Origin of the sequence: Pseudomonas silensiensis (assembly GCF_050434865.1) — a bacterium.
GTDB lineage: Bacteria > Pseudomonadota > Gammaproteobacteria > Pseudomonadales > Pseudomonadaceae > Aquipseudomonas > Aquipseudomonas fluorescens_W.
In genome coordinates this window covers 224,756-248,159 of record NZ_JBNDJH010000004.1, presented here as the reverse complement: position 1 = coordinate 248,159, position 23,404 = coordinate 224,756, and the positions used below count along the sequence as shown (strand labels likewise).

The following is a 23,404-nucleotide window of genomic DNA, read 5'->3' as shown; positions in this document are numbered from 1 at the left end:
CTGGCCGGCTCTGAAAAGGAGTTTTTGCATGTACAACTCGCAACTGCCAACGGACGGTAGCAATGCGCCAAAGGGCTCCGCCATGGGCTCCGGTGTTTTCAGTCAACGGGGCGAGCGCAATGGCAACGAACGGATCAGGCTGTTGCTCAAAAGCTATGGTCTGCGAACCAGCCTGATCCGCCTGAAAGTCATCGACGCCTTGCTGACTGCCGCCGAAACCGACCGTAGCCTTGGCGTCCGCGGCGTGCACAGCCACTTGCTGGACCTGGATATTCCCCTGTCCTTTCTCAGTGTGCGAGAAGTGTTGAAACGCTTGTGCAGCGAAGGCGTGATCACGCTCAATGCAGACAAAAGCTACAGCCTGCATCCGCACGCTGCAGCCATTCTCCAACGCGAGTGATCCGCTCAAGGTGCGTCGTTCAGGGTTTGACCTTGCGACGCATCATGCCATTGATCACCACCACGATTACCGCCACGCCGATGGCGATGTACTGAAACAGCTTCTCGCTGATGACGCCTGCGTTTTGCAGATACGAAAGGCCGAACATGATCCCCAACACCACGAGGGAGATCAGAATCGAGTATTTCAAACGTTGCGACTGAGTCATTGCGAGTTCCTGAACCTGAAAAATGTATCCGGTTTGTATCAGAACGCATGCCAAGCCCCTACCTTTCTCCGGGGATGGGACGCTACAAACGGGGTCTCATGTTACAGCCGATGAAGAGTTTTGGCTTCATAGCGGCGATAACCATGAGGATTTTGAAATGTTCCGTCGAATCACACTGCTGATTCCCCTGCTCGCTCTCCTGACACTGAGCGGCTGCATCGTTTTCCCCCACGGCGGCTGGCACGGCGGTCACCATTACGACCGTGGCGGACCGGGTTATTACCAGCATCGATAAGGGTTGGTTGTGTCATAAAGCGTGAATAAATGAACATTCATTCGTAAGACAAATACCCTACCCCATAACTACTGAACAAATGCCCGCCCTGTCGCGGGCATTTTCGTACATGCATATTCACTTATTATTTCCTTCCCTGTGCACATCGAAACATAGCGATAACCATTGAAGCTTTCGGTCTCAATCGTCCATTTGAGCTATTGATATTCGATGATTACTCTCGGGGCATCGCAATAAAACCCGCTATTGAATTTTGAGCAAAGACAGGGATGCCATGCACAAGCCTTTAATCAATATCAGCCCCTACCATTTGTTTGGCTTTTGCCTTGCAATCACTCTGTTCGAACTGCTGACCTATATGGCCAGCGACATGATTATGCCGGCCATGTTGACCGTTACCCGACAACTGGATGCCAGCCCCGACCATGTCCCCTACGCCTTCAATCTTTATCTGGCCGGCGGAATGCTTCTGCAATGGCTGATTGGCCCGCTGTCTGATCACTTCGGTCGTCGCCGGTTGTTGCTCATCGGCTGTGCGGTATTCGCCCTGGCCTGTGCCGCGGCGTTCAACGTGCAAAGCATTTATGCGTTCAACGGCTTGCGACTGATTCAGGGCATGGGGTTGGGGTTTGTCATCGCGGTCAGCTACCCGGCCCTGCAAGAAGTTTTCTGCGAAGCCGACGCGGTCAAAATCATGGCGTTGCTGGGGAACGTTGCGCTGCTCTCCCCGCTTCTGGGGCCGTTGCTCGGCAGTCTGCTGCTGGAATGGTTGTCCTGGCGGGAATTGTTTTTACTGCTGGGTATCGGCGGCGTGCTGGTCTGGCTCGGGCTTTACCTGTTCATGCCGGAAACCGTTGGCACCCTGCGCCACGACGGTCAGCGACTGGAAGCCGTGCGTTTTGAATGGCACGGCACCGTGCGCCGCTATGCCGCGTTGCTGACCAACCCGCAATTCCTTTGCGCCGCCGTCGCGCTGGGCGTGATGAGTCTGCCCTTGATTGCCTGGATCGGGTTGGCGCCGCTCTTGCTGATCCACAACCAGGGGCTTTCAACCCTGCACTATGGCCTGTGGCAAATCCCGGTGTTTTCGGCGGTCATTCTCGGCAATCTGATCCTCAACCGACTGATTGCCAACACTGAACTGCCATCCCTGATTCGATATGCGCTTTGGCCGTTTTGCGGCGGGCTCATCGCGCTCGTCGCCGTCAGCTTCTACGGTGCTTCGACAGTCGTGCTGATCAGCTGCCTGGCGCTTTACGCCGTGGGTCTTGGCATGAGCAATGCCGCGTTGTACCGGCTTGCGCTGTTCGCCAGCGACGACAGCAAAGGCCTGGTCTCGGCCATGATCGGCATGATCTCGATCGCCGTCATGGGCGGTGGCGGCTCGCTTATTGCGGCTGCCGGTGCCGGTGACAGCCACGAATCCTTCGCCCTGATGGCGGGTCTTGCGGGGCTTCTGAGCCTGGCGCCATTAAGCCTGTTTCTGCGGCGCTCTCACATCGCGCTTGCCGTCTGACACCACACAGTAGGTCTCTTGATGATCCATTTACCTCACACCGACGCGCTCTGCGCGTTAACGCAACCCTATTGCCTGGATTCCGTACCCGAGGGCCTGTTTGACCAGGCGATGGGGGAAATCAGCCTGTTTCATTGTCACCACACGCCTGGCTACGAACGCTGGCTAAACGCAAACGGGCTCGAGGCAAAGGACCTGGAGACGCTGGATGACTGGTCCAGGTTGCCACCGATTTTCGCCAACTATTTCAAACGTCGCTTATTGTTCGGCCCCACCGGCGAAGGCGCGTTGGAGCTGACATCGTCTGGCACCAGCGGCCAGAAGAGTCGCATGCGCTATGACCTTCGCAGCATGGCAGCGGCTCAAGGCATGGTGAGCCACATTTTCCGGCACTACGGCTGGGATACGCCGGACAGCCCTTGCAACTACTTGCTCCTGAGCTACGAACCCGAGGCGGCCATCACCTTGGGCACCGCTTACACCGACCAGTTTCTCTGCAGCTATGCGCCCCTCAATCGGGTCGTCTACGGCTTGCGCCGGACGGGTGAAGGTCACGAGTTCGACCTGTTTGGCGTGACTCGCGCCTTACAGGAGTTTGCCGACGAAGGATTGCCCGTGCGGATTCTCGGATTTCCTGCGTTGCTTTCCCATGCGCTCCAGCACATGGAAAACACCGCCGCACCCAATCTCAAGCTACCCGCCCAGTCATTGGTGTTTTTGGGGGGCGGCTGGAAAACCCAAGCAGCACAAGAGGTTCCCCTGCTTGAGTTGTATGCCCGAATCAATCGGCAATTGGGTGTCGACCTGTCCCGCTGCCGGGATGGCTACGGTGCCGTCGAGCATGCCGTGCCCTATATCCAATGTGCCCGCCATCATTTCCATGCCCCCCTTTACTCGAAGGTTTTCGTGCGCAACCCATCCGATTTCACGGTCCAGCCATACGGCCAGCGCGGCTTGCTGGAATTCGTCTCCCCGTACATTTCGTCAAGCCCGGCTCACGCGGTGGTCATGGGCGATCTGGCGACATTACACCCCGGTGCACATTGCGGATGCGGCCTGGCGACCGATTGGTTCGAGCTGCACGGACGCGCGGGTACCACCGCCAGTCGCAGCTGCGCCATGGCGGCTTCCGAATTGCTGGGAGGGGCTTGATATGTACCTCATCAATGGCCAACTGCGTGATGACGTTACCCCGCAAAGCGCCCTCGATCACCTTCAGAAACAATTGCCCGGATTGCTTTCTGCACCGATCGACAGTGAGACCGTTATCGAAACCGCGGCTCGTTTCGCCACGCAACTACAGACTCGCAGCCTGAACCTGCCTCTGGACGACGATCAATGTCAGGGGCTGATCGAGTTCTGCCAGCGCAGCAACCTGAGCAGGAAGCTTGAGCGGGAACTGGGTTCGCAACCCCGTTCGCTGAGGCGTATCGACTACCGGCAGCCACACTTTGAAAGCTGGCACCCCTTGGGGCTGGTGGTGCATGTGACACCGGGAAACGCGCCGATGCTGGCGTTCTGCGCGGTTCTCGAAAGCCTGCTGGCCGGTAACATCAACTGGTTACGCCCCAGCGCCAGCGATGCGGGTTTGACAGCGCAATTGCTGGCTGCCTTTGTGATGTGCGACGCCCGTGGCCGGCTTGCCGAATTCGTCGCCGTGCTGCCCGTGGGCACTTCCCGGATAGCCGAACTCTGCGTTCAGGCCGATGGCGTGTCAGCCTGGGGCGGTGAAAAGGCGCTCAAGGCGATTCGTCAGCAGATCCCCGCCGGATGTCGCTGGATCGATTGGGGGCACAGGATTAGTTTCGCTTATCTGACGCCTGACGCGGCCAACGCTTCGGCGCTGGATGCGTTGGTGGATGAGGTTTGCAGTCTGGATCAGCAAGCGTGTTCCAGTCCTCAATGGGTGCTGGTGGACAGCAACGATCCGGCCATCCTGCAGGACCTGGGCGAGCGTTTGAGCGAGGCCTTCAAACGTCGTGCGTCGCACTGGCCGGCGCTGGTGCCTACGGACCAGGAAGCGTGCGAGATCACCACCCGCACGACCATGGCGCAACTGGATTACTGCTTTGCGAACCAGACCGGCCAGGTCTGGGCCGGCCCCGGATGGCGGATCATCTGGGAACACCATCAGACGCTCGCGCCTTCGCCGCTGTTTCGCACGGTGCTGCTCAAACCCGTACCGCAACACTTGATCGCCGAGACGCTGTTGCCTTGGCGCACGGTCCTGCAAAGTTGCGCGCTGATTTGCTCTCCGGCAGAAACGCCAGGCCTTGTGCGAACGCTGGTCAACGCTGGGGTCACCCGTATTGCGCCTTGCGCGGGGATTCATGACGGCTACGCCGGTGAGCCCCATGATGGCGTCTACGCGTTGACGCGTCTGAGTCGTCGCCTCTCGGTGAGTCTGTCGCCGGATGTATTGCCTGGCCGGGCAACGCTCGACCCGCTCCCGCCCGCCCCCGACACCGTCCATGCGCCGATCATGGACAAAAACACCTTCACGACCCAGCCGATGGGCACCGCGGCGCAATTGTATTTTCGCTCAGGAGGGAGCAGTGGCACTCCGGCCCTCGCCGGTTTCAGCTATCGCGACTTTCAACGGCAGATGCGCGCAGCGGCCGACGGCCTGTTCGCCGCCGGGCTCGATCCTTCACAGGACCGGGTCATGAACCTGTTTTACGGCGGCAGCCTGTACGGAGGTTTCCTCAGTTTTACCAAAATACTGGAACAGATGGGCGTCACACATTTCCCCATGGGGGCGCCCCAGGACGATGACTTCAGCGAAATCGCCCAACTGATCATTGACCAGCGTGTCACCGCACTGATTGGCATGCCGAGCACCTTGCATCGTCTGTTTTTCAACGAGCAGGCCCGACTCCGCGCATACGCAGGTATAGGCAAAGTGTTCCTCGGCGGCGAGCATCCGGGCCAAACCAGCCTGAGCCTCATGGAAAGCTGCGGGGTCTCGATGATCCGCTCGGCGATCTATGGCTCCGTCGACGCCGGCCCCTTGGGACATGCGTGCGCAGCCACCGCGAACGGGGTGTTTCACTTGATGTGCGACACCCAGCATCTGGAAATTGTGCAGATCGAACGGGATGAACCGGTTCAGGCCAATGAGATCGGGCGCCTGTTGTTTACTTCACGAGCGCGGCAAGGCCAGACCGTGCGCCGATATGACGTGGGCGACACCGGTCGCTGGATACCCGGAGCCTGCGCGTGCGGGCTGGACACACCCCGGTTCGAACTGCTCCAGCGCCATGGCAAGCTAATGCGAATGGGCACGGAGTTCATTTCGCCTTCGGCTCTGCAGGATAGCGTCGGCGCACCCATTCAGATTGTTCTCGACCACGCCCCTGATGGCGTCGAGCGGCTGACAGTTCTAACGGATGTAGACGCCCACCAGGTTCGCAACGCATTGCTGAGCCATCAAGCACTGGCCAATGCCGTAAACGCCAAACTGTTAACTGTCGAAGTTCAAGTGTGCTTGGAACAAGCGTTCACTCGAAACAAACACAGCGGCAAAACACCGTTGGTTATTGATAAAAGAACATAAAACCATCACCCACTACTCACAGCCTGTCTTAAACCATCAAGACGCCTGATATAAAGAGAGCATCCAGTGAAATCAACTTATTCGCTCGAACAACTGCTGCCTTATATACGACAACATTCAAACTTCTATAGCAAACAACTGAAACACTTACCGCCGCAGGGAATCACACTAAAAGATCTACCGCTGACCAATGCGGCAGACTATTGGGCTGACAGCCATGATTTGAGTCATTGGCCGGTCCTGACCGGAAAGGTCGACGATGCGCTGGTGTTTAAAACCGGCGGATCGACCAGCCAGGGCAAACTGACGGTGTACACCTATGACGAATGGCAAGTACTCGTCAGTACGTTTGGAGAAAGTTTTTCCTCTCAGCTGAACGACGGCGACCGTGTCGCCAATCTGTTTTTTTCCGGTGATCTTTACGCCAGCTTTCTGTTCATCCACGACTCCCTGGCACATGTCAGGCGATCCATTTGCGAATTTCCGTTTACCGGACACGTCGAGCTGGATGTACTGGCCAATGCGATTGATCAGCACCGGATCAACGTGCTGGTCGGCGTACCGGCACAGCTGCTGAGATTCGCGGCCTACCTGAACCAGCATCGGCGAGTATTGTGCGGGGTTGATACGCTGTTGTACGGCGGCGAAAGCCTGTTTGCCCCGCAGTTGGCGATCCTCACCGACGTGTTTCCCAACGTGCGCATTGCTTCCATTGGCTACGCCAGCGTAGACGCCGGCCTTATCGGGGCCAGCGGCCGCGACTGCGCCTTGGGCGAGCATCGGGTGTTTGAACCACACACCTTGCTGGAGATCGTCGATGAACTCACTGGTGAAGTCATCGAAGACTGCGATCGAACCGGATTGTTGGTGGTGACCAATCTGACTCGCCGGCTCATGCCACTGCTGCGTTATCCGGTGGGCGACCGCGCGTGCTGGCGGGAACCTGGCTCAACCCCGAAGCGCAAATTCGCCCTCAAGGGCCGTAGCGCGCACAGCCAGCGCGTGCGAGTCGGGGTACTGTCGCTGCTGATCGATGACATCCAGCAGATCGTCCAACGCATCGCCCACAACGACCAATGGCAATTGCTGATCGAACATGACGGATACAAAGATATTTTGAGTGTGAAGTGGGTTCCCTCAGCGCTATCAATGGCCACCGTACCGGTGTGCCGAGCGTTGTACGAGGCGCTGGTTGAACACTATCCCGCCCTCGAGGAACTGAGCCGCGAGGGTCTGTTGGAGTTGCGAGTGTTGTCCTGCGATGTCACCGCACTGAAACTGCACCCACGTTCCGGCAAACAGCTGCGGGTCCTGGACTTGCGCGTGTATGACGCACCGTCGCCGGAGACTGCCTGATGCCGCATTTGATTTTTCGACCCTATCGGCCATCCGACGCACGTGCCGTGAGCCAGTTGTTTCGCGAGGTCTATGGCGATCATTACGTTCAGCCGGATGTTTACTTGCCGAATATGATCAATCAGCACAATGCCGAGGGGCACTGGAAGTCGATGGTGGCGGTGGACGACGTACGCGTTCTAGGGCATGCCGCGTTGTGCCATGACACGCCTGCGTACACCACCGAGCTGGCACTCAGCGTGGTGCATCCCGCCGCGCAGGGCCACAGTATCGCAACCCGCCTGGGCCGGGAGTTACTGTCGCGCTCGGGTTCCCTGGGATTCAAGGGCGTCTCGATCAAACAAGTGACCCACCATCCTTACACGCAACGCATGGCAGCAAACATCGGTTTCCACAGCACGGGATTGCTTCCTGACTACGTCCCTTCGCCCTTCGCTGAGCCGCTGCCGGAAACCATCGTGATGGGTTGTCATGTCGTCGAAGGACATACGCGACCGCTCCCCGACATCCCATGGCCTGACAGCTGCCGGGGGTTTATGCAGCACTTGTGTTCCGTGTTCGGGACTCATCCGGACACGACGCCGTTGTCTTCTCTGCCCTTGCAACTCAAGCAACACCATAAAAGATTCGACATGGTCATTCAGCGTTTGACCAAACGCCTGCTTGACCAGATCGGTCAATTGCCCAGGCACTGGCTGATCTCGGCCAGACTTCAGATGTCACGGCACTTTGCCCAGGACTTTCGCAATTTAGCGGCCCGTGGCTTCACCTTTACCGGGCTAATGCCTACATCAGTCAGTAATGGGTGGTTCGCACTGTTTCATCGAGGCGCGCAGGCTCGACACCTCAACCTGCACTGCCCGCACATGCAACGTTTGCATGACGATTTACAGCAAAACACCAACACGCAGAGTTGCGCCGAAGCGCTGAACAAAGCCCGCTCAGCCGCGTGAGTCTTTTCGATAAAAGTCATTGCCTGGCTGCGCGCAAAGCTCCACCAGCCAGTCGACAAACACCCTCACCCGCCGGGACAACTGGCGGTGCGGCGGGTAGAGCGCCGTCAGCGGCATCCCCGGTGTCGGCACCGTCCTGAGGACTTCACACAAAAGGCCTTCGCTCAGCTGGCGGGCTACGTGGTAATACGGGGTCTGGACCAAACCATACCCCGCCTCACAAGCGGCCAGATAACCGTCGGCGCTGTTAACCGAGACGTGCTTGGGTAGATTAACCACCTGAACCTGATCATTGACCATGAATTCCAGCCCATACCGCTTGCCATTGCTGCTGGAGAAGTACTCCACCATCTGATGACCTGCAAGGTCAGCCAGAGACTGCGGCGTTCCGAATCGCTTCAAGTAGTCGGGGCTGGCACACGTGACCTGGTCCAGCATGGCCAGCGGCCGCGCCACCAGAGAATCGTCCAGAGCGTCGCCACCGCGCAGCACGCAATCGACGCCTTCGCGTATCAGGTCGACAGGCCGGTCATTCAAGCCGATTTCCAGCTCGATCAAGGGATACCGGGCAGTAAATTGCGGCAATGCCGGGATCACCATCAAACGTCCCACGCCCGCCGGCATGTCCACGCGCAACAGCCCCTTGGGGTTATTGCGTGCAGCGTTGAACACCGCTTCGGTTTCCTCCAGATCCGCCAACAACCGCACGCAACGAGGGTAATAGGCCGCGCCGTCGAGCGTCAGGCTGATCTGCCGCGTCGTGCGTTGCAGCAACTGCACACCGAGATGCGCCTCCAGCTGCTTGATCAGAATGGTCACTGAGGCCCGGGGCAATTGCAGGCTATCCGCCGCCTTGGCAAAGCCGCCCAGTTCGACGATTCGAGTGAATACGCGCATCGCGTTAAAACGGTCCATTACTTTTGCTTACCGGCTGATTATTTAGAAATTACGAACAGTGATAGCAGTTTTAACCGGTTTATCTTGCTTCTGTCGAGATCAACAATGGACTCCACATTCACAGGGAGCTGATTTCATGCAAACACGTCAACTGGGCAAAAACGGCCCACAGGTGAGCGCGATAGGTCTGGGCTGCATGGGCATGACCGATTTCTACACGACGGGCGTGGACATCCGTGAAGCCACGGCCACTCTGCACCGCGCGCTGGAGTTGGGGATCAACCTGCTCGACACCGCCGACATGTACGGCCCGCACACCAACGAAGATCTGATCGGCAAAGCCATCGTCGGCAAACGCGACCAGGTGTTTCTGGCCAGTAAATTCGGGATCGTCCGCGACCCGGGCAATCCGGTTGCGCGGGGCGTCAACGGCCGACCGGAGTACATTCGCGCCTCTATCGACGGCACCCTCAAGCGCCTCGGTGTCGAGACCCTGGATTTGTACTACCAGCACCGCATCGATCCGCAGGTGGCCATCGAGGAAACCGTCGGCGCCATGGCCGACCTGGTGAAAGCCGGCAAGGTTCGGTACCTGGGTTTGAGCGAGGCCTCGGTCGCAACGCTTGAGCGGGCACACAAGGTTCATCCGATCAGTGCACTGCAGAGCGAGTATTCGTTGTGGAGTCGTGATCAGGAGGAAAACGGTTGTCTGGCTACGTGTCAGCGCCTAGGGATCGCCTTCGTCCCTTACAGCCCTTTGGGCCGTGGCTTTCTCACCGGAGCGCTGAAAAGCCCCGATGATTTCGCGGCAGACGACTACCGTCGTTTCAGCCCGCGTTTTCAAGGCGAGAATTTCGCCAGGAACCTGTTGCTGGTGCGGCAAGTGCAGGACCTGGCCGCAGAAAAAGGCGTGACCGCTGGCCAACTGGCGCTCGCGTGGGTACTGGCTCAGGGTGATTACGTGATCCCGATTCCGGGAACCAAACAGCGTAAATACCTGGAAGAAAATGTGGCCGCGCTGAACGTGAAACTCAGCGGCGAAGACTTGCAAGCGCTGGAAGCGATATTCCCGGCCAATGCCACGGCGGGCTTACGTTACCCGGAGGAAGTCATGAAGTTGCTTGACCGGTAACGGACACTTGGCCCGGCTGCGTAGCAGTCGTAAATCCGGCTTACACGATCTGGCTGATGCACCGTGAGTTCTGATTTTACGACTGCTTCACAGCCGGACGCAGGCTGCAAAGAATGCGTGGCTGCTGAAACTCGTATTACTTCGAAACAATCTCCTGCCTCGATGCGGGCTAAAATGGTCAGAATGCATTTTTTTGGCCGCCATTCGAAACGAGATTCCCCATGCGAACCCACCTGCGTCTGGTCGCCCTGAGCGCCCTGTTCATTTCCTCCCTGGCCCAGGCCGCCGACCTGATCCCGATCGAGGTCCACCGCGATGCCAATTGCGGTTGCTGCAAAAAATGGATCAGCCATCTGGAAGCCAACGGCTTCAAAGTCGACGATCACGTCGAAGCCAACATGAGCGAATTCAAGCAACAGCACGGCGTACCTCCGCGTCTGGCGTCGTGCCATACCGGCTTGATCAACGGCAAATTCGTTGAAGGTCATGTCCCCGCCGACCAGGTGCTGGCCTTGAGCAAGCGCAACGATCTGTTGGGCGTTGCCGCCCCCGGCATGCCCATGGGTTCACCCGGCATGGAAATGGACGGCATGAGCGATGCGTATCAAGTGATCGGCCTGAAGAAAGACGGCACTGACGTGGTGGTGGCGGACTACCCCACCCATTGATGTTCGGTGCGTACATCGGGCTGTTCTTCGCCGCATTCGGTGCGGCAACCTTGCTGCCCTTGCAGTCCGAAGCGGTGTTGGTGGGGCTGTTGCTCAGCGGCAAGTATTGGCTCTGGTCGCTGCTTGCCGTGGCGACATTGGGCAATGTCCTGGGGTCACTGCTGAACTGGTGGCTGGGGCGCGGTATCGAGCGGTTTCGCGATCGGCGCTGGTTTCCGGTCAGCCCGCGCCATCTGGAAAATGCCCGAGTCCATTATCAGCGTTACGGTCATTGGTCGTTGCTGCTGAGCTGGGTGCCGGTGATCGGTGATCCGCTGACCCTGGTGGCCGGCGTGATGCGCGAGCCGCTGGGGCGATTCCTGCTGATCGTGACCCTTGCCAAAGGCGCCCGTTATGGTGTGTTGGCCATGGCCACAGTGGGCTGGATGGGTTGAACGATCATCCACGGCGATTGCCTGTGTTTAATGTCGCCCTAATCATGCCGATCCAGCATCGGCCGATTTCCAATGGAGTTCCCCCATGCCCCTCACCCGCTCCCGCTGGCTGCCCGGCCTGCTGCTGACCGCTGCATTGCCCGTCATCGCCCACGCCGAAGGGCCGGAATATGGCCCGCAGCTGCAAGGCTTCGAGTACCCCTACACGGTCAAGCATTTCGCCTTTGAGTCCCAAGGCAAATCCCTGCAAATGGGTTACATGGATGTCGCCGCCCACGGCAAGGCCAATGGACGCAGCGTGGTGCTGATGCACGGCAAGAACTTCTGCGGTGCCACCTGGGACACTTCGATCAAGGCCCTGAGCGAGGCCGGTTACCGGGTCATCGCCCCGGACCAGATCGGTTTCTGCACCTCCAGTAAACCCGACAACTATCAGTACAGCTTCCAGCAACTGGCAACCAACACCCAGCAGCTGCTCAAGGCCCTGGGCATTCAGAAAGCCAGTATTCTCGGGCATTCCACTGGTGGCATGCTCGCCACTCGTTATGCGCTGCAATACCCCGATCAAGTCGAACAACTGGCACTGGTCAACCCCATCGGCCTGGAAGACTGGAAAGCCCTCGGCGTTCCCTATCGCACGGTTGATCAATGGTACGAACGCGAGCTCAAAGTCACGGCCGAAGGCATCCGCACCTATGAACGCAACACCTATTACGGCGGTCGCTGGAAGCCGGAATTCGATCGCTGGGTAGACATGCTCGCCGGGCTGAACAAAGGACCGGGGCATACGCCGGTGGCGTGGAATTCGGCGCTGATCTACGACATGATCTTCACCCAGCCGGTGTACTACGAGTTCAAGGACCTGAAGATGCCGACGCTATTGCTGATCGGTACATCCGACACCACCGCCATCGGCAGCGACATCGCATCGCCCGAGGTCAAGGCGAAACTCGGTCACTACGACGTCCTCGGCAAGCAGGTGGCGAAGCTGATTCCCCGGTCGACGCTGGTCGAATTCCCCGGCATGGGCCACGCGCCGCAAATGGAAGAACCGGCGCAATTCCACCAGGCCCTGCTCGCCTGGCTGAACAAAACCAACCCCGTTCATTGATGAGGTAAGGCTGATGGCAGTGCAGATTGCGGTGATTGATGACTGGCAGGACGTGGCCCGTGATGTGGTGGACTGGTCGGTGCTGGACGACATCGGTGAAGTTCGCTTCATCCATGACTACCCTGCCGACAACGAGACCCTGGCGGCACGGCTGGGCGAGTTCGAGGTGATCTGCGTGATGCGCGAGCGCACCCGGTTCGACGAGGACCTGTTGCGGCGCTTGCCGAAACTCAAGCTGCTGGCCACTGGCAGCATGCGCAACGCCGCCCTGGATCTGAAAGCCGCCGCCGCGCTGGGTATTCAAGTCTGCGGCACCGACAGTTACAAACATGCCGCGCCGGAACTGACCTGGGCACTGATCATGGCCGCGACCCGCAATCTGGTGGTCGAAGCCAAGGCCCTGCGCGCCGGTTTATGGCAGCAAAGCCTGGGTGGCGACCTGCACGGCAAGACCCTGGCGATCCTGGGTCTGGGCAGCATCGGCGCTCGCGTTGCCCAGTTCGGTCAGGTGTTCGGCATGCGGGTGATTGCCTGGAGCGAGAACCTGACCGCCGAACGTGCGGCCGAGGTCGGCGTGACCTACGTCAGCAAGCAGGAACTGTTCGAGCAAGCCGATGTGCTGTCGGTCCATCTGGTGCTCAGCGATCGCAGCCGAGGCTTGGTGGACACCCAGGCGCTGGACTGGATGAAACCCACGGCACTGCTGGTCAACACGGCCCGTGGTCCGATTGTCGATGAGTCCGCATTGATCAAGGCATTGCAGAAACGGCGACTGGCAGGCGCTGCGCTGGACGTTTTCGACCAGGAACCCTTGCCGCCTCATCATCCGTTCAGAACCCTGGACAATGTGCTGGCCACGCCCCACGTCGGGTATGTCAGTCAGCAGAACTACCACCAGTTTTTCTCGCAGATGATCGAGGACATTCAGGCCTGGTCTGCGGGACAACCGATTCGGTTGTTGGGCTAACCGCCCTTCACCGCCACAAACGCTGCCGTCTCATAGGGCACCGTAACGACGTCTCTGCCACGCAGATCAGGCTCCGCCGCGATCAGCGCCCTGATCTGCTGATCAACCTTCGCCCGCTCCACCGCCGGTAATGCCGCCACAAAACTGGTGGAGCGCACGCGGTTGAAAATCACAACTTGCCAGTGCCGGCGCCCAGATCAACCACGGCTTTGTTCGCGTTCAAACCAAGGGTGCCCGTGAGCCAATCGGCCACTTGCGGCGGATAGTCCGGACGACCGCGAACGTAGGTATCAGCGCCGGTTTTATAGCCGGCAGCCGCCGAGTGATGGACCTGATCTTTCATGACAGTGCTCCAGATCGACAACGAATGCTGTCGAGCATAACGCCTCGATTTGAGCTTTCCTTGCACAGACCGCCAGAAAGAAATGAATAATTGTTCACCCTGTGGTGTTCATCTTTCATCGACCCTGAGAATTGCCCATGAACAACTCAAACCGAACTGAAGCGAATTAACCTGTGGAGCATCGCCCATGAACACCCGTTTCGCTGTGTTAACCGTCCAGTTGCTGCTGGCAATCGCATTGTCCAGTTCGCTGGCGTTCGCCAATGGTGGTGGCGATGACGCTCCCGCAAGACCCAATTGCCCCAAAGGGCAGGTCTTCGACTCCCGGTCGCAAAAATGCCTCAAGCAAACCAGCAGCCTGGTACCGGACGCCGACCGTACCGATTACGCTTATCGGCTGGCCAAGGACGGTCGCTACGAAGAAGCCCTGGCCCTGCTCGACACCCTAAAACAGCCAAATACCGCCAAGGCCTTGAACTATCGCGGCTACGCTACACGTAAACTGGGGCGCACCGACGAAGGCATCGGTTATTACCTGCAATCGGTCAAACTTGATCCCCACTACGCGCAAGTTCGCGAATACCTCGGCGAAGCGTATGTGGTCAAAGGTCGACTGGATCTGGCGCAAGAGCAGTTGCAGCAGATCAAAACCATCTGCGGCAGCACCACCTGCGAGGAATACCAGGACCTGGCCGAATCCATCAACGATTCATCGAAAACCTGACACACCGAGCAGACGGAGGTCGCCATCGCCAGCGATCAGGCAATACGGGCAGAACTGGGCCAGCACCTGGCGCGTTTATGGCGCTACGGCTTGCTGTTGTCCCGGCAACGGCATGTCGCCGAAGACCTGGTGCAGGCCACCTGCGTGCGGGCGCTCGAGCGTGCCGGGCAGTTTGTCCCGGGCTCGCGCATGGACCGCTGGTTGCTGAGTATTCTGCACTCGATCTGGCTCAACGAAGTTCGCTCCCGAAGGGTGCGTCATGGACAGGGGCTGGTGGATGCCGACAACGCTTTGTCGTTCGACGGTGAATACGCGGCGCAAACCCATGTCCTCGCGGCTCAGGTGATCCGGCGCGTTGATGCCCTGCCCGAAACCCAACGCGAAACGGTGTTTCTCGCCTACGTCGAAGGTTTGTCCTATCGCGAAGTGGCCGACGTGCTGGACGTACCCATCGGCACTGTCATGAGTCGCCTGGCTGCGGCACGCGCAAAACTGGCCGAATACCCGCCATTGCACACCGTGCCGAACCCTTCCACAGGAGAACGTCGATGAACGATCACGCACGCCCGACGGTACCCTCGGATGAGCAACTGGTGGCCTACCTCGACAACCAGCTCGACAGCGAACAGCGCACCCGCATCGACGCGGCCATTGCCGAGGACCCGACGCTCAACCTGCGCCTGCAATGGCTGGCCCGCAGCAGCCTGCCGTTCAAGGAGGCCTACGACGAGTTGGGTCGACAGGCGCCCGTGGACCGCTTGCAATCGATGCTCGACACCTTGCCTTCACCTGAACGCCCAGCCATGAATCGGCGCTGGTTTCTCGCGGCGGCCGCCGGGTTGGTGTTGAGTGGTGTGGTGGCGGATCGGCTGTTCCTCGGTTGGCAGTTGAGCCAGCAAAAGGAAAACTGGCGCGGGCTGGTGGCCGAGTACATGTCGCTTTACGTGCCGCAAACCCTGGACCACCTGGCCACTGACGAAGCCGCTCAACAGGCGCAACTGCGGACCATCGATGCACGTCTTGGCCTTAATCTTGTGCCGGCGAAACTGGCCCTGCCACGGTCTGAGTTCAAGCGCGCGCAAATCCTCGAGTACGACGGCGTCGCCATTGCCCAAATCACCTACCTGGACCCGGCGCACGGCCCCATGGCGCTGTGCGTCACCCGCTCCAACAGCGGCAGCCGGCATTTCGCCCAAGAGCGCCGGTACGGGATGAACATTGTCTATTGGGCTGACATGGAACATGCCTGGATGTTGATCGGGCATAACCCGGTAGCGGATCTGGAGGACATGGCCAAGCTGTTGCGAAGCCGGCTGAGCGCGTGATCTGTTTTGACACTATGCTGGGGGCCTCATTTCCAAGGAGGAACCTACCCATGCCAATCTCTTCACGCACAGCCTTGCTCGTCATCGACGTACAGAACGACTTCATCCCCGGCGGCCAGTTGCCGGTACCCGAAGGTGATCTGATCGTCCCGCTGATCAACCGCCTCGGCGCCCGGTTCAACCAAGTCATCATCGCCCAGGACTGGCATCCGGCGGGACATGCATCCTTCGCCTCCAGCCACCCGGGGCGCACGCCTTACGACGTCATTCAACTGCCTTACGGCGAACAGACGCTCTGGCCGGGCCATTGCGTGCGAGCCACGCCCGGTGCCGAGTTGCACAAGGATCTGGATCTGCCCCACGCCCAATTGATCATCCGCAAGGGCTGCAACCCGGACATCGACAGTTACTCGGCGTTTCTGGAGGCGGACCGAACGACCACCACAGGCTTGGCCGGGTACTTGAAGGAACGCGGTATCGACACGGTTTATCTGGTTGGGCTGGCACTCGATTTCTGCGTGATGTTTTCCGCGCTGGATGCGCGGGCGACAGGGTTTAACGCGTTTGTGGTGTTGGATGCGTGTCGGGCGATTGATCTGGACGGCTCACTGGCCGCGGCGATCGAACGGATGCAGGTGGCTGGGGTTGGGTTGATTGCATCAACCGAAGTGCCAGGCTAACCCCCTGTAGCAGCTGTCGAGCTGTGGTGAGGGGATTTATCCCCGTTGGGCTGCGAAGCGGCCCCTGTTTTTCCAGCCACACCGCGTCCAATGGATTACGACGGCTTCGCCGCCGAACGGGGATAAATCCCCTCACCACAGCTCGGCAGCTGCTACACAGAATGCGTCAGACTGAGGTGGGCAACCACAAACGAAACCGTGCCCCACCCAGCGGCGACGCTTCGACGGTGAGCGTGCCGCCTTGAGCTTCCAACGCCCGACGACTGATGGCCAACCCCAGACCGAAGCCTCCCGTGGCCCGATCCCGACTGCGATCCAGTCGATAGAAAGGTTCAAATATCCGCTCACGCGCCTCATCCGGAATACCGATCCCGTCATCGTCCACCCAGATTTCAGCCCCCTTGGCACACACCTGCACACCAATCTGAATGCGTTTTTCGCAGTAGCGCATCGCATTGCGCAGCAGGTTCTGAATAGCGCGGGCAGTCAGCCTTGGGTCGAGGGCGAAGCGTTCAAGTTGTCCGTGCAGGAGCACATCGATAACGATGTCCGGGGATTCCAGTTCTTCGTCGACGCTGCCAAGAATGCTGTCGATAAATTCATCCAGCGACACCTCGACCCGCTCCGGCAGCCGCGCCGGGTTTTGCAGGCGGCTGTAGGACAGCAGTTCCAGCACCAGCTCATCGAGCTCTCGAATGTGCGCGACCAGACCTTGCAGACGCTCGCGACTGGCGGCGGGTAAATCGTCGGACAGTGCCAGCGCCAGGCCGAAATCCAGTCGTGTCAGCGGCGTGCGCAATTCGTGAGAGACGGCATTGAGCAGGTCCCGCTGCTGGTTGAGCAGGTTTTCTATATCGCCAGCCATGGTGTCGAAGACGTTGGCCAGGCTACCGATGTTGGAGCTTTTGGAAATCTGTGTGCGCTCGCTCAAGTGGCCCTTGCCGAAACGTTCAGCCGTACCTTTGAGGCGTTCCAGGTCGCGCCAGTGCGGGCGCAACCACAGCAACAGGCAGGCGAGCATGGTCGCGCCGATCAGCACGTTGATGCTCCAGTACAACAGGCTGACGTCCACCGGGTCCGGTGGCACGACCATCTCCACCACCGTCCGCTCGTTCAGCGGCGACACCGCCAGGGTGCGCCAGCCCCAGTCGCCAATGCGCACGACGTTCTCGCCACGCTGCAAACGCTTGCGCTCATCAAGGGTAAAATCGGCATCGTCGTTACCGGTGAGGACGATGTGCAGGGGCTGGAATTCCTTGTCCATCTCCGCGGCCAAGGCCGGCCACTGTTCCGGGGGCACGGCGTGAAACTGTTTGACGATGAGGGTTTGCAGCCCGCGCGAATAATCGAGGTTGTAAGTGACAAAGCGCTCCTGGAAGACCTTGATCACCACGTCAGGCACCAGATAGATCGCCGCGCTGTACGAAACGATGGTGACCAGGTACAGGCGAAACAGGATTCTGAACATCGACTCAGCATTCCCACTCGGAGCGGCTGAACAGGTACCCCTTGCCCCACACGGTCTTGATCTTGCGCGCCTCGCCGGCGTGGTCGTCGAACTTGCGTCGCAGCTTGGAGATCGCCACGTCCACCGAGCGGTCGGTGCCATTGAACTCGATGCCGCGCAGGCGTTGCAGAATCTGGTCGCGACTGAGCACTTCGCCGGCATGCCGAGCGAGTACCACCAGCAGGTTGTATTCACCGCTGGACAGTTCGACCAGTTGCTCGCGCCAGGTCACGGTGCGCTCGGACAGGTCGATGCACAGATTGCCCATCAGAATGCGGTCGTTGGCCGTCTGCGGTTCGGTGAGGCTGCTGCGCCGCAACAAAGTCCGCACCCGGGCCAGCAACACGCGCGGTTCGCAGGGTTTGGTGACGTAGTCGTCGGCGCCCATTTCCAGGCCCAGCACCTGATCGTGGCTGTCGTCACGGGCGGTGAGCATCAGGATCGGCAACGAGGCCGAATCGGCGCGCAGCAAGCGGCAGACTTGCAAGCCATCGAGCCCCGGCAGCATCAGGTCGAGAATCACCAGGTCCGGCGGATTGACCCGCGCACGTTCGCGCACATGGTCACCACGGCTGATCACGTTGACGCTATAGCCGTTGCGTTCCAGGTAACTGGCAATCAGTTCGGAGAGCGCGGTGTCGTCTTCGACCAGGAGGATGTTGGGCATGGGTGTTTCCAGAAAGTGCAGTGGCGACTGATACACCGCTATCGCGAGCAAGCTCGCTCCCACAGTGTCCGGTGGTGTTCACAAAGTCTGTGTCCACTCAGATCTCTGTGGGAGCGAGCTTGCTCGCGAAGGCGGCCTGACCGTCGCAAAAAGTTTCAAGCCGTGAAGGATATACGCCTGCGCCCGCCCGTGAGTAAAACCCTTACACAATTTCACACAGCGCCTACAAAGCTTCACCGCTACCCTCGTCGTCTCCCCGTAGGATGCTGGGGGTCATTATTGGGGTATTACATGTCAAAGAATCTGCTTGCCAGGCTCAGCCTGATTGCACTGGCGGTGACGCTGAGCGCTTGTGACAAGGCTTCGACGGCCGAAGAACAGGCGCCTCTGGCCACGGTTCGCATCGAAACCATCCAGGCCAGCCCCCTGTCGATCACCAGTGAACTGAGCGGGCGGATTGCCGCGCCACGCATTGCCGAAGTCCGCGCCCGGGTTGCTGGGGTGGTGTTGCAACGGGCGTTCCGTGAAGGCAGCGATGTGAAAAAAGGCGAAGTGTTGTTCCGTATCGACCCGGCGCCGTTCAAGGCTGACCTGGACAGTGCCGAAGCGGCACTGCGCAAGGCTGAAGCCAATGCGTTCCAGGCCCGCCTGCAAGAGCAGCGTTACGCGCAGTTGATCGAAGGCAACGCCGTCAGCGGTCAGGATTATGACAACGCCCGGGCCAGTGCCCGGCAAACGGCTGCCGACGTCGCCGCCAACAAAGCCGCCGTGGAACGGGCGAAACTCAATCTGGGTTACGCCACGGTCACGGCGCCGATTTCCGGGCGCATCGGCCGCGCACTGGTGACCGAAGGCGCACTGGTCGGGCAGAACGAAACCACACCGTTGGCATTGATTCAGCAACTGAACCCGATTCACGCCGACCTCACCCAATCGACCCGCGAACTCAACGACCTGCGCCGGGCATTCCGTTCCGGCCAGTTGCAGCAGGTCGGTCAGGACCAGGCCAAAGCCACGCTGATCCAGGACGACGGCAGCCTCTATCCATTGCCGGGCAAGTTGCTGTTCGCCGACATCACCGTCGACCCGGGCACCGGTCAGATCATTCTGCGCAGCGAATTCCCCAACCCGGACCTCGACTTGCTGCCGGGCAGCTTCGTGCGCGTGCGTCTGGAGCAAGCGGTCATTCAGCAAGGCATCAGCGTGCCGCAACGGGCCATCCAGCGTGACAGTGCCGGCATCGCCCAAGTGCTGGTGCTCGACGCCGAACAACGGGTCGGCCAGCAACCGGTTGAACTGGGCGCTGTGCAGAACGATCGCTGGATCGTCACCGCCGGGCTCAAGCCCGGTGACCGCATCGTCACTGAAGGCCTGCAGCACGCCCGCCCCGGCGACAAAGTGCAGATCGACGACACCCCTCTTCCACTTGCCCAGGCTTCTGGTCAGTAAGCAGGACGCTTCTTTATGCCGCAGTTCTTTATCGATCGTCCGGTGTTCGCCTGGGTGGTTGCCCTGTTCATCCTGTTGGCCGGCGCCCTGGCCATTCCACAGTTGCCGGTGGCGCAATACCCTAACGTCGCGCCGCCGAAAGTCGAAATCTACGCCGTGTACCCCGGCGCTTCGGCGCAGACCGTGGACGAAAGCGTGGTCAGCCTGATCGAGGAAGAACTCAACGGCGCGGACCATCTGCTGTATTTCGAATCCCAGAGCAGTCTCGGCAGCGCCACCATCACCGCGACGTTCCAGCCGGGCACTGACCCGGAAATGGCTCAGGTCGATGTGCAAAACCGCCTGAAAGTGGTTGAGTCGCGCCTGCCTCAAGCGGTGACGCAGCAGGGTTTGCAGGTGGAGAAAGTTTCCGCCGGTTTCCTGCTGTTGATCACCCTCACCTCCAGCGACGGCAAGCTCGACGACGTGGCGCTCAGCGATTACCTGGCGCGCAACGTGATGAACGAGATCAAGCGTCTGGACGGCGTCGGCAAGGCGCAGCTATACGGTGCCGAACGGGCGATGCGAATCTGGATCGACCCGCAGAAGCTGATCGGTTTTAACCTGACCCCGGCTGACGTCAATGCCGCCATCGTCGCGCAGAACGCGCAAGTGTCGGCCGGCAGCATCGGCGACTTGCCGACCCGTACCACCCAGGAAATCACCGCAACCATTTTGGTCAAAGGCCAGTTGTCGACACCGGAAGAGTTCGCCGACATCGTCCTGAAAGCCAATCCCGACGGCTCAACTGTGCGCATCAAAGACGTGGCGCGCGTCGAGATCGGCAGTCAGGAATACCAGTTCTCCACCCGCCTCAACGGCAAACCGTCGACCGCCGTCAGTGTGCAATTGGCCCCGGGCGCCAATGCCTTGAGCACTGCCACGCTGGTGCGGGCGAAGATGGACGAACTGGCGCGCTACTTCCCGGCGGGTGTGGAATACAAGATCCCGTATGACACCTCGCCCTTCGTCAAAGTCTCGATCACCAAAGTGGTTTACACCCTCGGCGAGGCGATGCTGCTGGTGTTCGCGGTGATGTTTCTGTTCCTGCAAAACATCCGCTACACGCTGATCCCAACCCTGGTGGTGCCGGTGGCGCTGATGGGCACCTTTGCGACCATGTTGGCGCTGGGCTTTTCGATCAACGTGCTGACCATGTTCGGCATGGTGCTGGCGATCGGCATCCTGGTGGATGACGCGATTGTGGTGGTGGAGAACGTCGAGCGCATCATGGCCACCGAAGGCCTGTCGCCCAAAGAGGCAACACGCAAGGCAATGAAGCAGATCACCGGCGCAATCATCGGCATCACGCTGGTGCTGGTGGCGGTGTTCATTCCGATGGCGTTCATGCAGGGTTCGGTCGGGGTGATTTACCGTCAGTTCTCCTTGTCGATGGCCACCTCGATTCTGTTCTCGGCGTTCCTCGCCCTGACCTTGACCCCGGCACTGTGCGCAACGTTGCTCAAGCCGATTGCCAAGGGCGAACATCACGAGAAGCGCGGGCTCTTTGGCTGGTTCAACCGACGTTTCGAGCAACTGACCGAGCGATATCAGGGCTGGGTCGCCTATGCGTTGAAGCGCTCTGGCCGTTACCTGCTGATCTACGGCGTGCTGCTGATCGGATTGGGCGTGTGCTTCAGTCGACTGCCCTCCTCGTTCCTGCCGGTGGAGGATCAGGGTTACACCATCACCGACATTCAACTGCCACCGGGCGCGAGCAAGAACCGCACGGTGCAGGTGGTTGAACAAATCGAAGCCCACAACGCCACTGAACCCGGCGTTGGCGACAGCACGGTCATTCTCGGTTTCAGCTTCTCCGGCAGCGGCCAGAACGCGGCGTTGGCGTTTACCACGCTCAAAGACTGGTCTGATCGGGGTAGCGACGACTCGGCAAGCTCCATTGCCGACCGCGCCAACATCGCGTTGAGCCAGATCAAGGACGCCGTAGCATTTGCAGTACTGCCGCCGCCCGTTGACGGTCTGGGCACCTCCAGCGGTTTCGAGTTCCGCTTGCAGGACCGCGGCGGCCTCGGCCATGCCACGCTGATGCAGGCGCGTAGTGAATTGCTCGCTGCCGCCGAGAAAAGTCCGATCCTGATGAACGTGCGCGAAAGCGCGCTAGCTGAAGCGCCGCAGGTGCAACTGGTCATCGACCGCAAACAGGCCAACGCGCTGGGTGTTTCCTTTGCCGACACTGGCAATGTGCTGTCCACCGCCGTCGGTTCGGCCTATATCAACGACTTCCCCAATCAGGGGCGGATGCAGCGTGTGGTGGTTCAGGCTGAAGGCGATCAGCGCAGTCAGGTCGCCGACCTGCTGAAGATTCACGTGCGCAACAACACCGGAAAAATGGTGCCGTTGTCGGCCTTCGTCCAGGCCAAATGGACTCAGGGCCCGGCGCAGTTGACTCGCTACAACGGCTACCCGGCGATCAGCATTTCCGGCGAACCGTCGCCCGGTCACAGCACTGGCGAAGCCATGGCCGAAATCGAACGGTTGGTGGCGCAAGGTCCAGCGGGATTGGGTCAGGAATGGACCGGGCTGTCGTTGCAGGAACGCTTGTCCGGCAGTCAGGCACCGATCCTGCTCGGGTTGTCGCTGCTGATCGTGTTCCTGTGTCTGGCCGCGTTGTATGAGAGCTGGTCGATTCCGACCTCGGTGCTGCTGGTGGTGCCGCTCGGCGTGCTCGGCGCGGTACTGGCCGTGACCTTGCGCGGAATGCCCAACGACGTGTTCTTCAAGGTCGGGATGATCACCATCATCGGCCTGTCGGCGAAGAACGCGATCCTGATCATCGAATTCGCCAAGAGCCTGTACGACGAAGGCCACGACTTGATCGACGCCACGCTGCAAGCCGCACGCCTGCGCCTGCGGCCGATTGTCATGACGTCCCTGGCGTTCATTCTTGGTGTTGTGCCGTTGGCAATTGCCACCGGTGCCAGTTCGGCGAGCCAGCAAGCCATCGGCACCGGGGTGATTGGCGGGATGATGACGGCGACGCTGGCGGTGGTGTTTGTACCGGTGTTTTTTGTGGTGGTGATGAAGTTTGTGCGCAGGCGCCATAAGAAAACCTGACCAACACCTAATTCCCTGTGGGAGCGGGCTTGCCCGCGATGAGGTCATAACAGTCAATATCTCTTTTGACCATTACACCGCTATCGCGGGCAAGCCCGCTCC

At 59.7% G+C, this 23,404-nt stretch carries 22 protein-coding genes and 1 pseudogene; 18 read left to right on the top strand and 5 right to left on the bottom strand.

Annotated elements, in window-relative coordinates:
- The first annotated feature begins 28 nt into the window (after positions 1-28).
- Positions 29-400, top strand: coding sequence for a fe2+ zn2+ uptake regulation protein (locus tag QF010_RS07770; protein ID WP_033055102.1), 372 nt, complete (start codon positions 29-31; stop codon positions 398-400).
- Between the two features lie 19 nt (positions 401-419).
- Here QF010_RS07770 and QF010_RS07765 read toward each other — a convergent pair whose 3' ends face one another.
- Positions 420-608, bottom strand: coding sequence for a hypothetical protein (locus tag QF010_RS07765; protein WP_033055104.1), 189 nt, complete (start codon positions 606-608; stop codon positions 420-422).
- Between the two features lie 157 nt (positions 609-765).
- Between QF010_RS07765 and QF010_RS07760 the strand changes: the two genes are divergently transcribed.
- The 6 genes from QF010_RS07760 to QF010_RS07735 all read left to right on the top strand — a co-directional run bounded on the left by QF010_RS07760 (position 766) and on the right by QF010_RS07735 (position 8,284).
- Positions 766-903 (top strand): hypothetical protein, encoded by a 138-nt coding sequence (locus QF010_RS07760; RefSeq protein ID WP_008155215.1) that lies wholly within the window; start codon positions 766-768, stop codon positions 901-903.
- A 274-nt stretch (positions 904-1,177) separates the two neighbouring features.
- Entirely contained in the window at positions 1,178-2,419 is a 1,242-nt protein-coding gene (locus QF010_RS07755; protein WP_429532805.1) for an MFS transporter, read from the top strand.
- A gap of 21 nt (positions 2,420-2,440) precedes the next feature.
- On the top strand, positions 2,441-3,571 hold the full coding sequence (locus tag QF010_RS07750) for a LuxE/PaaK family acyltransferase (protein WP_429532804.1): 1,131 nt from the start codon (positions 2,441-2,443) through the stop codon (positions 3,569-3,571).
- Between the two features lies 1 nt (position 3,572).
- Positions 3,573-5,975 (top strand): aldehyde dehydrogenase family protein, encoded by a 2,403-nt coding sequence (locus QF010_RS07745; RefSeq protein ID WP_429532803.1) that lies wholly within the window; start codon positions 3,573-3,575, stop codon positions 5,973-5,975.
- Positions 5,976-6,041: 66 nt separating this feature from the next.
- Positions 6,042-7,331, top strand: coding sequence for a phenylacetate--CoA ligase family protein (locus tag QF010_RS07740; RefSeq protein ID WP_429509769.1), 1,290 nt, complete (start codon positions 6,042-6,044; stop codon positions 7,329-7,331).
- Positions 7,331-8,284 carry a GNAT family N-acetyltransferase gene (locus QF010_RS07735; protein ID WP_429532802.1) on the top strand — a complete coding sequence of 318 codons (954 nt, stop codon included), beginning with the start codon at positions 7,331-7,333 and terminating at the stop codon, positions 8,282-8,284. Before QF010_RS07740 ends, QF010_RS07735 begins: the two co-directional genes overlap by 1 nt.
- Here the strand turns inward: QF010_RS07735 and QF010_RS07730 are convergent.
- Complete coding sequence (locus QF010_RS07730) at positions 8,273-9,199, bottom strand: LysR family transcriptional regulator (protein ID WP_429509766.1); 927 nt, start codon at positions 9,197-9,199, stop codon at positions 8,273-8,275. The two genes, QF010_RS07735 and QF010_RS07730, sit on opposite strands and share 12 nt — an antisense overlap.
- A 118-nt stretch (positions 9,200-9,317) precedes the next feature.
- On the opposite strand from QF010_RS07730, the gene QF010_RS07725 reads away from it, so the two are divergent.
- The 5 genes from QF010_RS07725 (at position 9,318) to QF010_RS07705 (ending at position 13,493) form a co-directional block, all read left to right on the top strand.
- Positions 9,318-10,313 carry an aldo/keto reductase gene (locus tag QF010_RS07725; RefSeq protein WP_429532801.1) on the top strand — a complete coding sequence of 332 codons (996 nt, stop codon included), beginning with the start codon at positions 9,318-9,320 and terminating at the stop codon, positions 10,311-10,313.
- A gap of 221 nt (positions 10,314-10,534) precedes the next feature.
- Positions 10,535-10,981, top strand: coding sequence for a DUF411 domain-containing protein (locus QF010_RS07720; RefSeq protein ID WP_429532800.1), 447 nt, complete (start codon positions 10,535-10,537; stop codon positions 10,979-10,981).
- Positions 10,981-11,415 (top strand): YqaA family protein, encoded by a 435-nt coding sequence (locus QF010_RS07715; RefSeq protein WP_429532799.1) that lies wholly within the window; start codon positions 10,981-10,983, stop codon positions 11,413-11,415. The genes QF010_RS07720 and QF010_RS07715 overlap by 1 nt, the downstream gene beginning before the upstream one ends.
- 85 nt (positions 11,416-11,500) lie before the next feature.
- Positions 11,501-12,526 carry an alpha/beta fold hydrolase gene (locus QF010_RS07710; protein ID WP_429532798.1) on the top strand — a complete coding sequence of 342 codons (1,026 nt, stop codon included), beginning with the start codon at positions 11,501-11,503 and terminating at the stop codon, positions 12,524-12,526.
- Between the two features lie 13 nt (positions 12,527-12,539).
- Positions 12,540-13,493: a D-2-hydroxyacid dehydrogenase family protein gene (locus QF010_RS07705; protein WP_033055120.1), complete on the top strand. Its 954-nt coding sequence runs from the start codon at positions 12,540-12,542 to the stop codon at positions 13,491-13,493.
- On the opposite strand, the pseudogene QF010_RS07700 reads toward QF010_RS07705, so the two are convergent.
- Positions 13,490-13,836, bottom strand: a pseudogene (locus QF010_RS07700) (hypothetical protein). The gene QF010_RS07705 and the pseudogene QF010_RS07700 overlap by 4 nt on opposite strands.
- A gap of 187 nt (positions 13,837-14,023) precedes the next feature.
- On the opposite strand from QF010_RS07700, the gene QF010_RS07695 reads away from it, so the two are divergent.
- The 4 genes from QF010_RS07695 to pncA are packed head-to-tail and all read left to right on the top strand — an operon-like array spanning position 14,024 to position 16,565.
- On the top strand, positions 14,024-14,560 hold the full coding sequence (locus QF010_RS07695) for a tetratricopeptide repeat protein (RefSeq protein WP_429509759.1): 537 nt from the start codon (positions 14,024-14,026) through the stop codon (positions 14,558-14,560).
- A 54-nt stretch (positions 14,561-14,614) separates the two neighbouring features.
- The gene (locus QF010_RS07690; RefSeq protein WP_197281712.1) at positions 14,615-15,112 is read left to right on the top strand and encodes a sigma-70 family RNA polymerase sigma factor; all 498 of its coding nucleotides are present in this window, start codon (positions 14,615-14,617) and stop codon (positions 15,110-15,112) included.
- Positions 15,109-15,885 (top strand): anti-sigma factor family protein, encoded by a 777-nt coding sequence (locus tag QF010_RS07685; protein WP_429532797.1) that lies wholly within the window; start codon positions 15,109-15,111, stop codon positions 15,883-15,885. Before QF010_RS07690 ends, QF010_RS07685 begins: the two co-directional genes overlap by 4 nt.
- A 50-nt stretch (positions 15,886-15,935) precedes the next feature.
- Positions 15,936-16,565, top strand: a complete 630-nt coding sequence (gene pncA, locus QF010_RS07680) for a bifunctional nicotinamidase/pyrazinamidase (protein ID WP_429532796.1) — start codon at positions 15,936-15,938, stop codon at positions 16,563-16,565.
- 166 nt (positions 16,566-16,731) lie between these two features.
- Here the strand turns inward: pncA and QF010_RS07675 are convergent, their stop codons facing one another.
- A complete protein-coding gene (locus tag QF010_RS07675) occupies positions 16,732-18,033 on the bottom strand; it encodes an ATP-binding protein (protein WP_429532795.1) in 1,302 nt (433 codons plus the stop codon).
- 4 nt (positions 18,034-18,037) lie between these two features.
- The gene (locus QF010_RS07670; RefSeq protein WP_033055126.1) at positions 18,038-18,739 is read right to left on the bottom strand and encodes a response regulator; all 702 of its coding nucleotides are present in this window, start codon (positions 18,737-18,739) and stop codon (positions 18,038-18,040) included.
- 291 nt (positions 18,740-19,030) lie between these two features.
- Between QF010_RS07670 and QF010_RS07665 the strand changes: the two genes are divergently transcribed.
- Both QF010_RS07665 and QF010_RS07660 read left to right on the top strand, forming a co-directional pair.
- A complete protein-coding gene (locus QF010_RS07665) occupies positions 19,031-20,188 on the top strand; it encodes an efflux RND transporter periplasmic adaptor subunit (protein WP_033055128.1) in 1,158 nt (385 codons plus the stop codon).
- Positions 20,189-20,203: 15 nt separating this feature from the next.
- Entirely contained in the window at positions 20,204-23,302 is a 3,099-nt protein-coding gene (locus QF010_RS07660; RefSeq protein WP_429532794.1) for a multidrug efflux RND transporter permease subunit, read from the top strand.
- Positions 23,303-23,404 lie beyond the last annotated feature (102 nt).

What these genes read in the sequence shown, in the direction of transcription:
- QF010_RS07765 (WP_033055104.1), bottom strand. Translation starts at nt 608, where the DNA reads ATGACTCAGTCGCAACGTTTGAAATACTCGATTCTGATCTCCCTCGTG.
- QF010_RS07695 (WP_429509759.1), top strand. Translation starts at nt 14,024, where the DNA reads ATGAACACCCGTTTCGCTGTGTTAACCGTCCAGTTGCTGCTGGCAATC.
- QF010_RS07760 (WP_008155215.1), top strand. Translation starts at nt 766, where the DNA reads ATGTTCCGTCGAATCACACTGCTGATTCCCCTGCTCGCTCTCCTGACA.
- QF010_RS07725 (WP_429532801.1), top strand. Translation starts at nt 9,318, where the DNA reads ATGCAAACACGTCAACTGGGCAAAAACGGCCCACAGGTGAGCGCGATA.
- QF010_RS07710 (WP_429532798.1), top strand. Translation starts at nt 11,501, where the DNA reads ATGCCCCTCACCCGCTCCCGCTGGCTGCCCGGCCTGCTGCTGACCGCT.
- QF010_RS07675 (WP_429532795.1), bottom strand. Translation starts at nt 18,033, where the DNA reads ATGTTCAGAATCCTGTTTCGCCTGTACCTGGTCACCATCGTTTCGTAC.
- pncA (WP_429532796.1), top strand. Translation starts at nt 15,936, where the DNA reads ATGCCAATCTCTTCACGCACAGCCTTGCTCGTCATCGACGTACAGAAC.
- QF010_RS07755 (WP_429532805.1), top strand. Translation starts at nt 1,178, where the DNA reads ATGCACAAGCCTTTAATCAATATCAGCCCCTACCATTTGTTTGGCTTT.
- QF010_RS07660 (WP_429532794.1), top strand. Translation starts at nt 20,204, where the DNA reads ATGCCGCAGTTCTTTATCGATCGTCCGGTGTTCGCCTGGGTGGTTGCC.
- QF010_RS07665 (WP_033055128.1), top strand. Translation starts at nt 19,031, where the DNA reads ATGTCAAAGAATCTGCTTGCCAGGCTCAGCCTGATTGCACTGGCGGTG.
- QF010_RS07720 (WP_429532800.1), top strand. Translation starts at nt 10,535, where the DNA reads ATGCGAACCCACCTGCGTCTGGTCGCCCTGAGCGCCCTGTTCATTTCC.
- QF010_RS07770 (WP_033055102.1), top strand. Translation starts at nt 29, where the DNA reads ATGTACAACTCGCAACTGCCAACGGACGGTAGCAATGCGCCAAAGGGC.
- QF010_RS07715 (WP_429532799.1), top strand. Translation starts at nt 10,981, where the DNA reads ATGTTCGGTGCGTACATCGGGCTGTTCTTCGCCGCATTCGGTGCGGCA.
- QF010_RS07670 (WP_033055126.1), bottom strand. Translation starts at nt 18,739, where the DNA reads ATGCCCAACATCCTCCTGGTCGAAGACGACACCGCGCTCTCCGAACTG.
- QF010_RS07745 (WP_429532803.1), top strand. Translation starts at nt 3,573, where the DNA reads ATGTACCTCATCAATGGCCAACTGCGTGATGACGTTACCCCGCAAAGC.
- QF010_RS07705 (WP_033055120.1), top strand. Translation starts at nt 12,540, where the DNA reads ATGGCAGTGCAGATTGCGGTGATTGATGACTGGCAGGACGTGGCCCGT.
- QF010_RS07685 (WP_429532797.1), top strand. Translation starts at nt 15,109, where the DNA reads ATGAACGATCACGCACGCCCGACGGTACCCTCGGATGAGCAACTGGTG.
- QF010_RS07750 (WP_429532804.1), top strand. Translation starts at nt 2,441, where the DNA reads ATGATCCATTTACCTCACACCGACGCGCTCTGCGCGTTAACGCAACCC.
- QF010_RS07730 (WP_429509766.1), bottom strand. Translation starts at nt 9,199, where the DNA reads ATGGACCGTTTTAACGCGATGCGCGTATTCACTCGAATCGTCGAACTG.
- QF010_RS07735 (WP_429532802.1), top strand. Translation starts at nt 7,331, where the DNA reads ATGCCGCATTTGATTTTTCGACCCTATCGGCCATCCGACGCACGTGCC.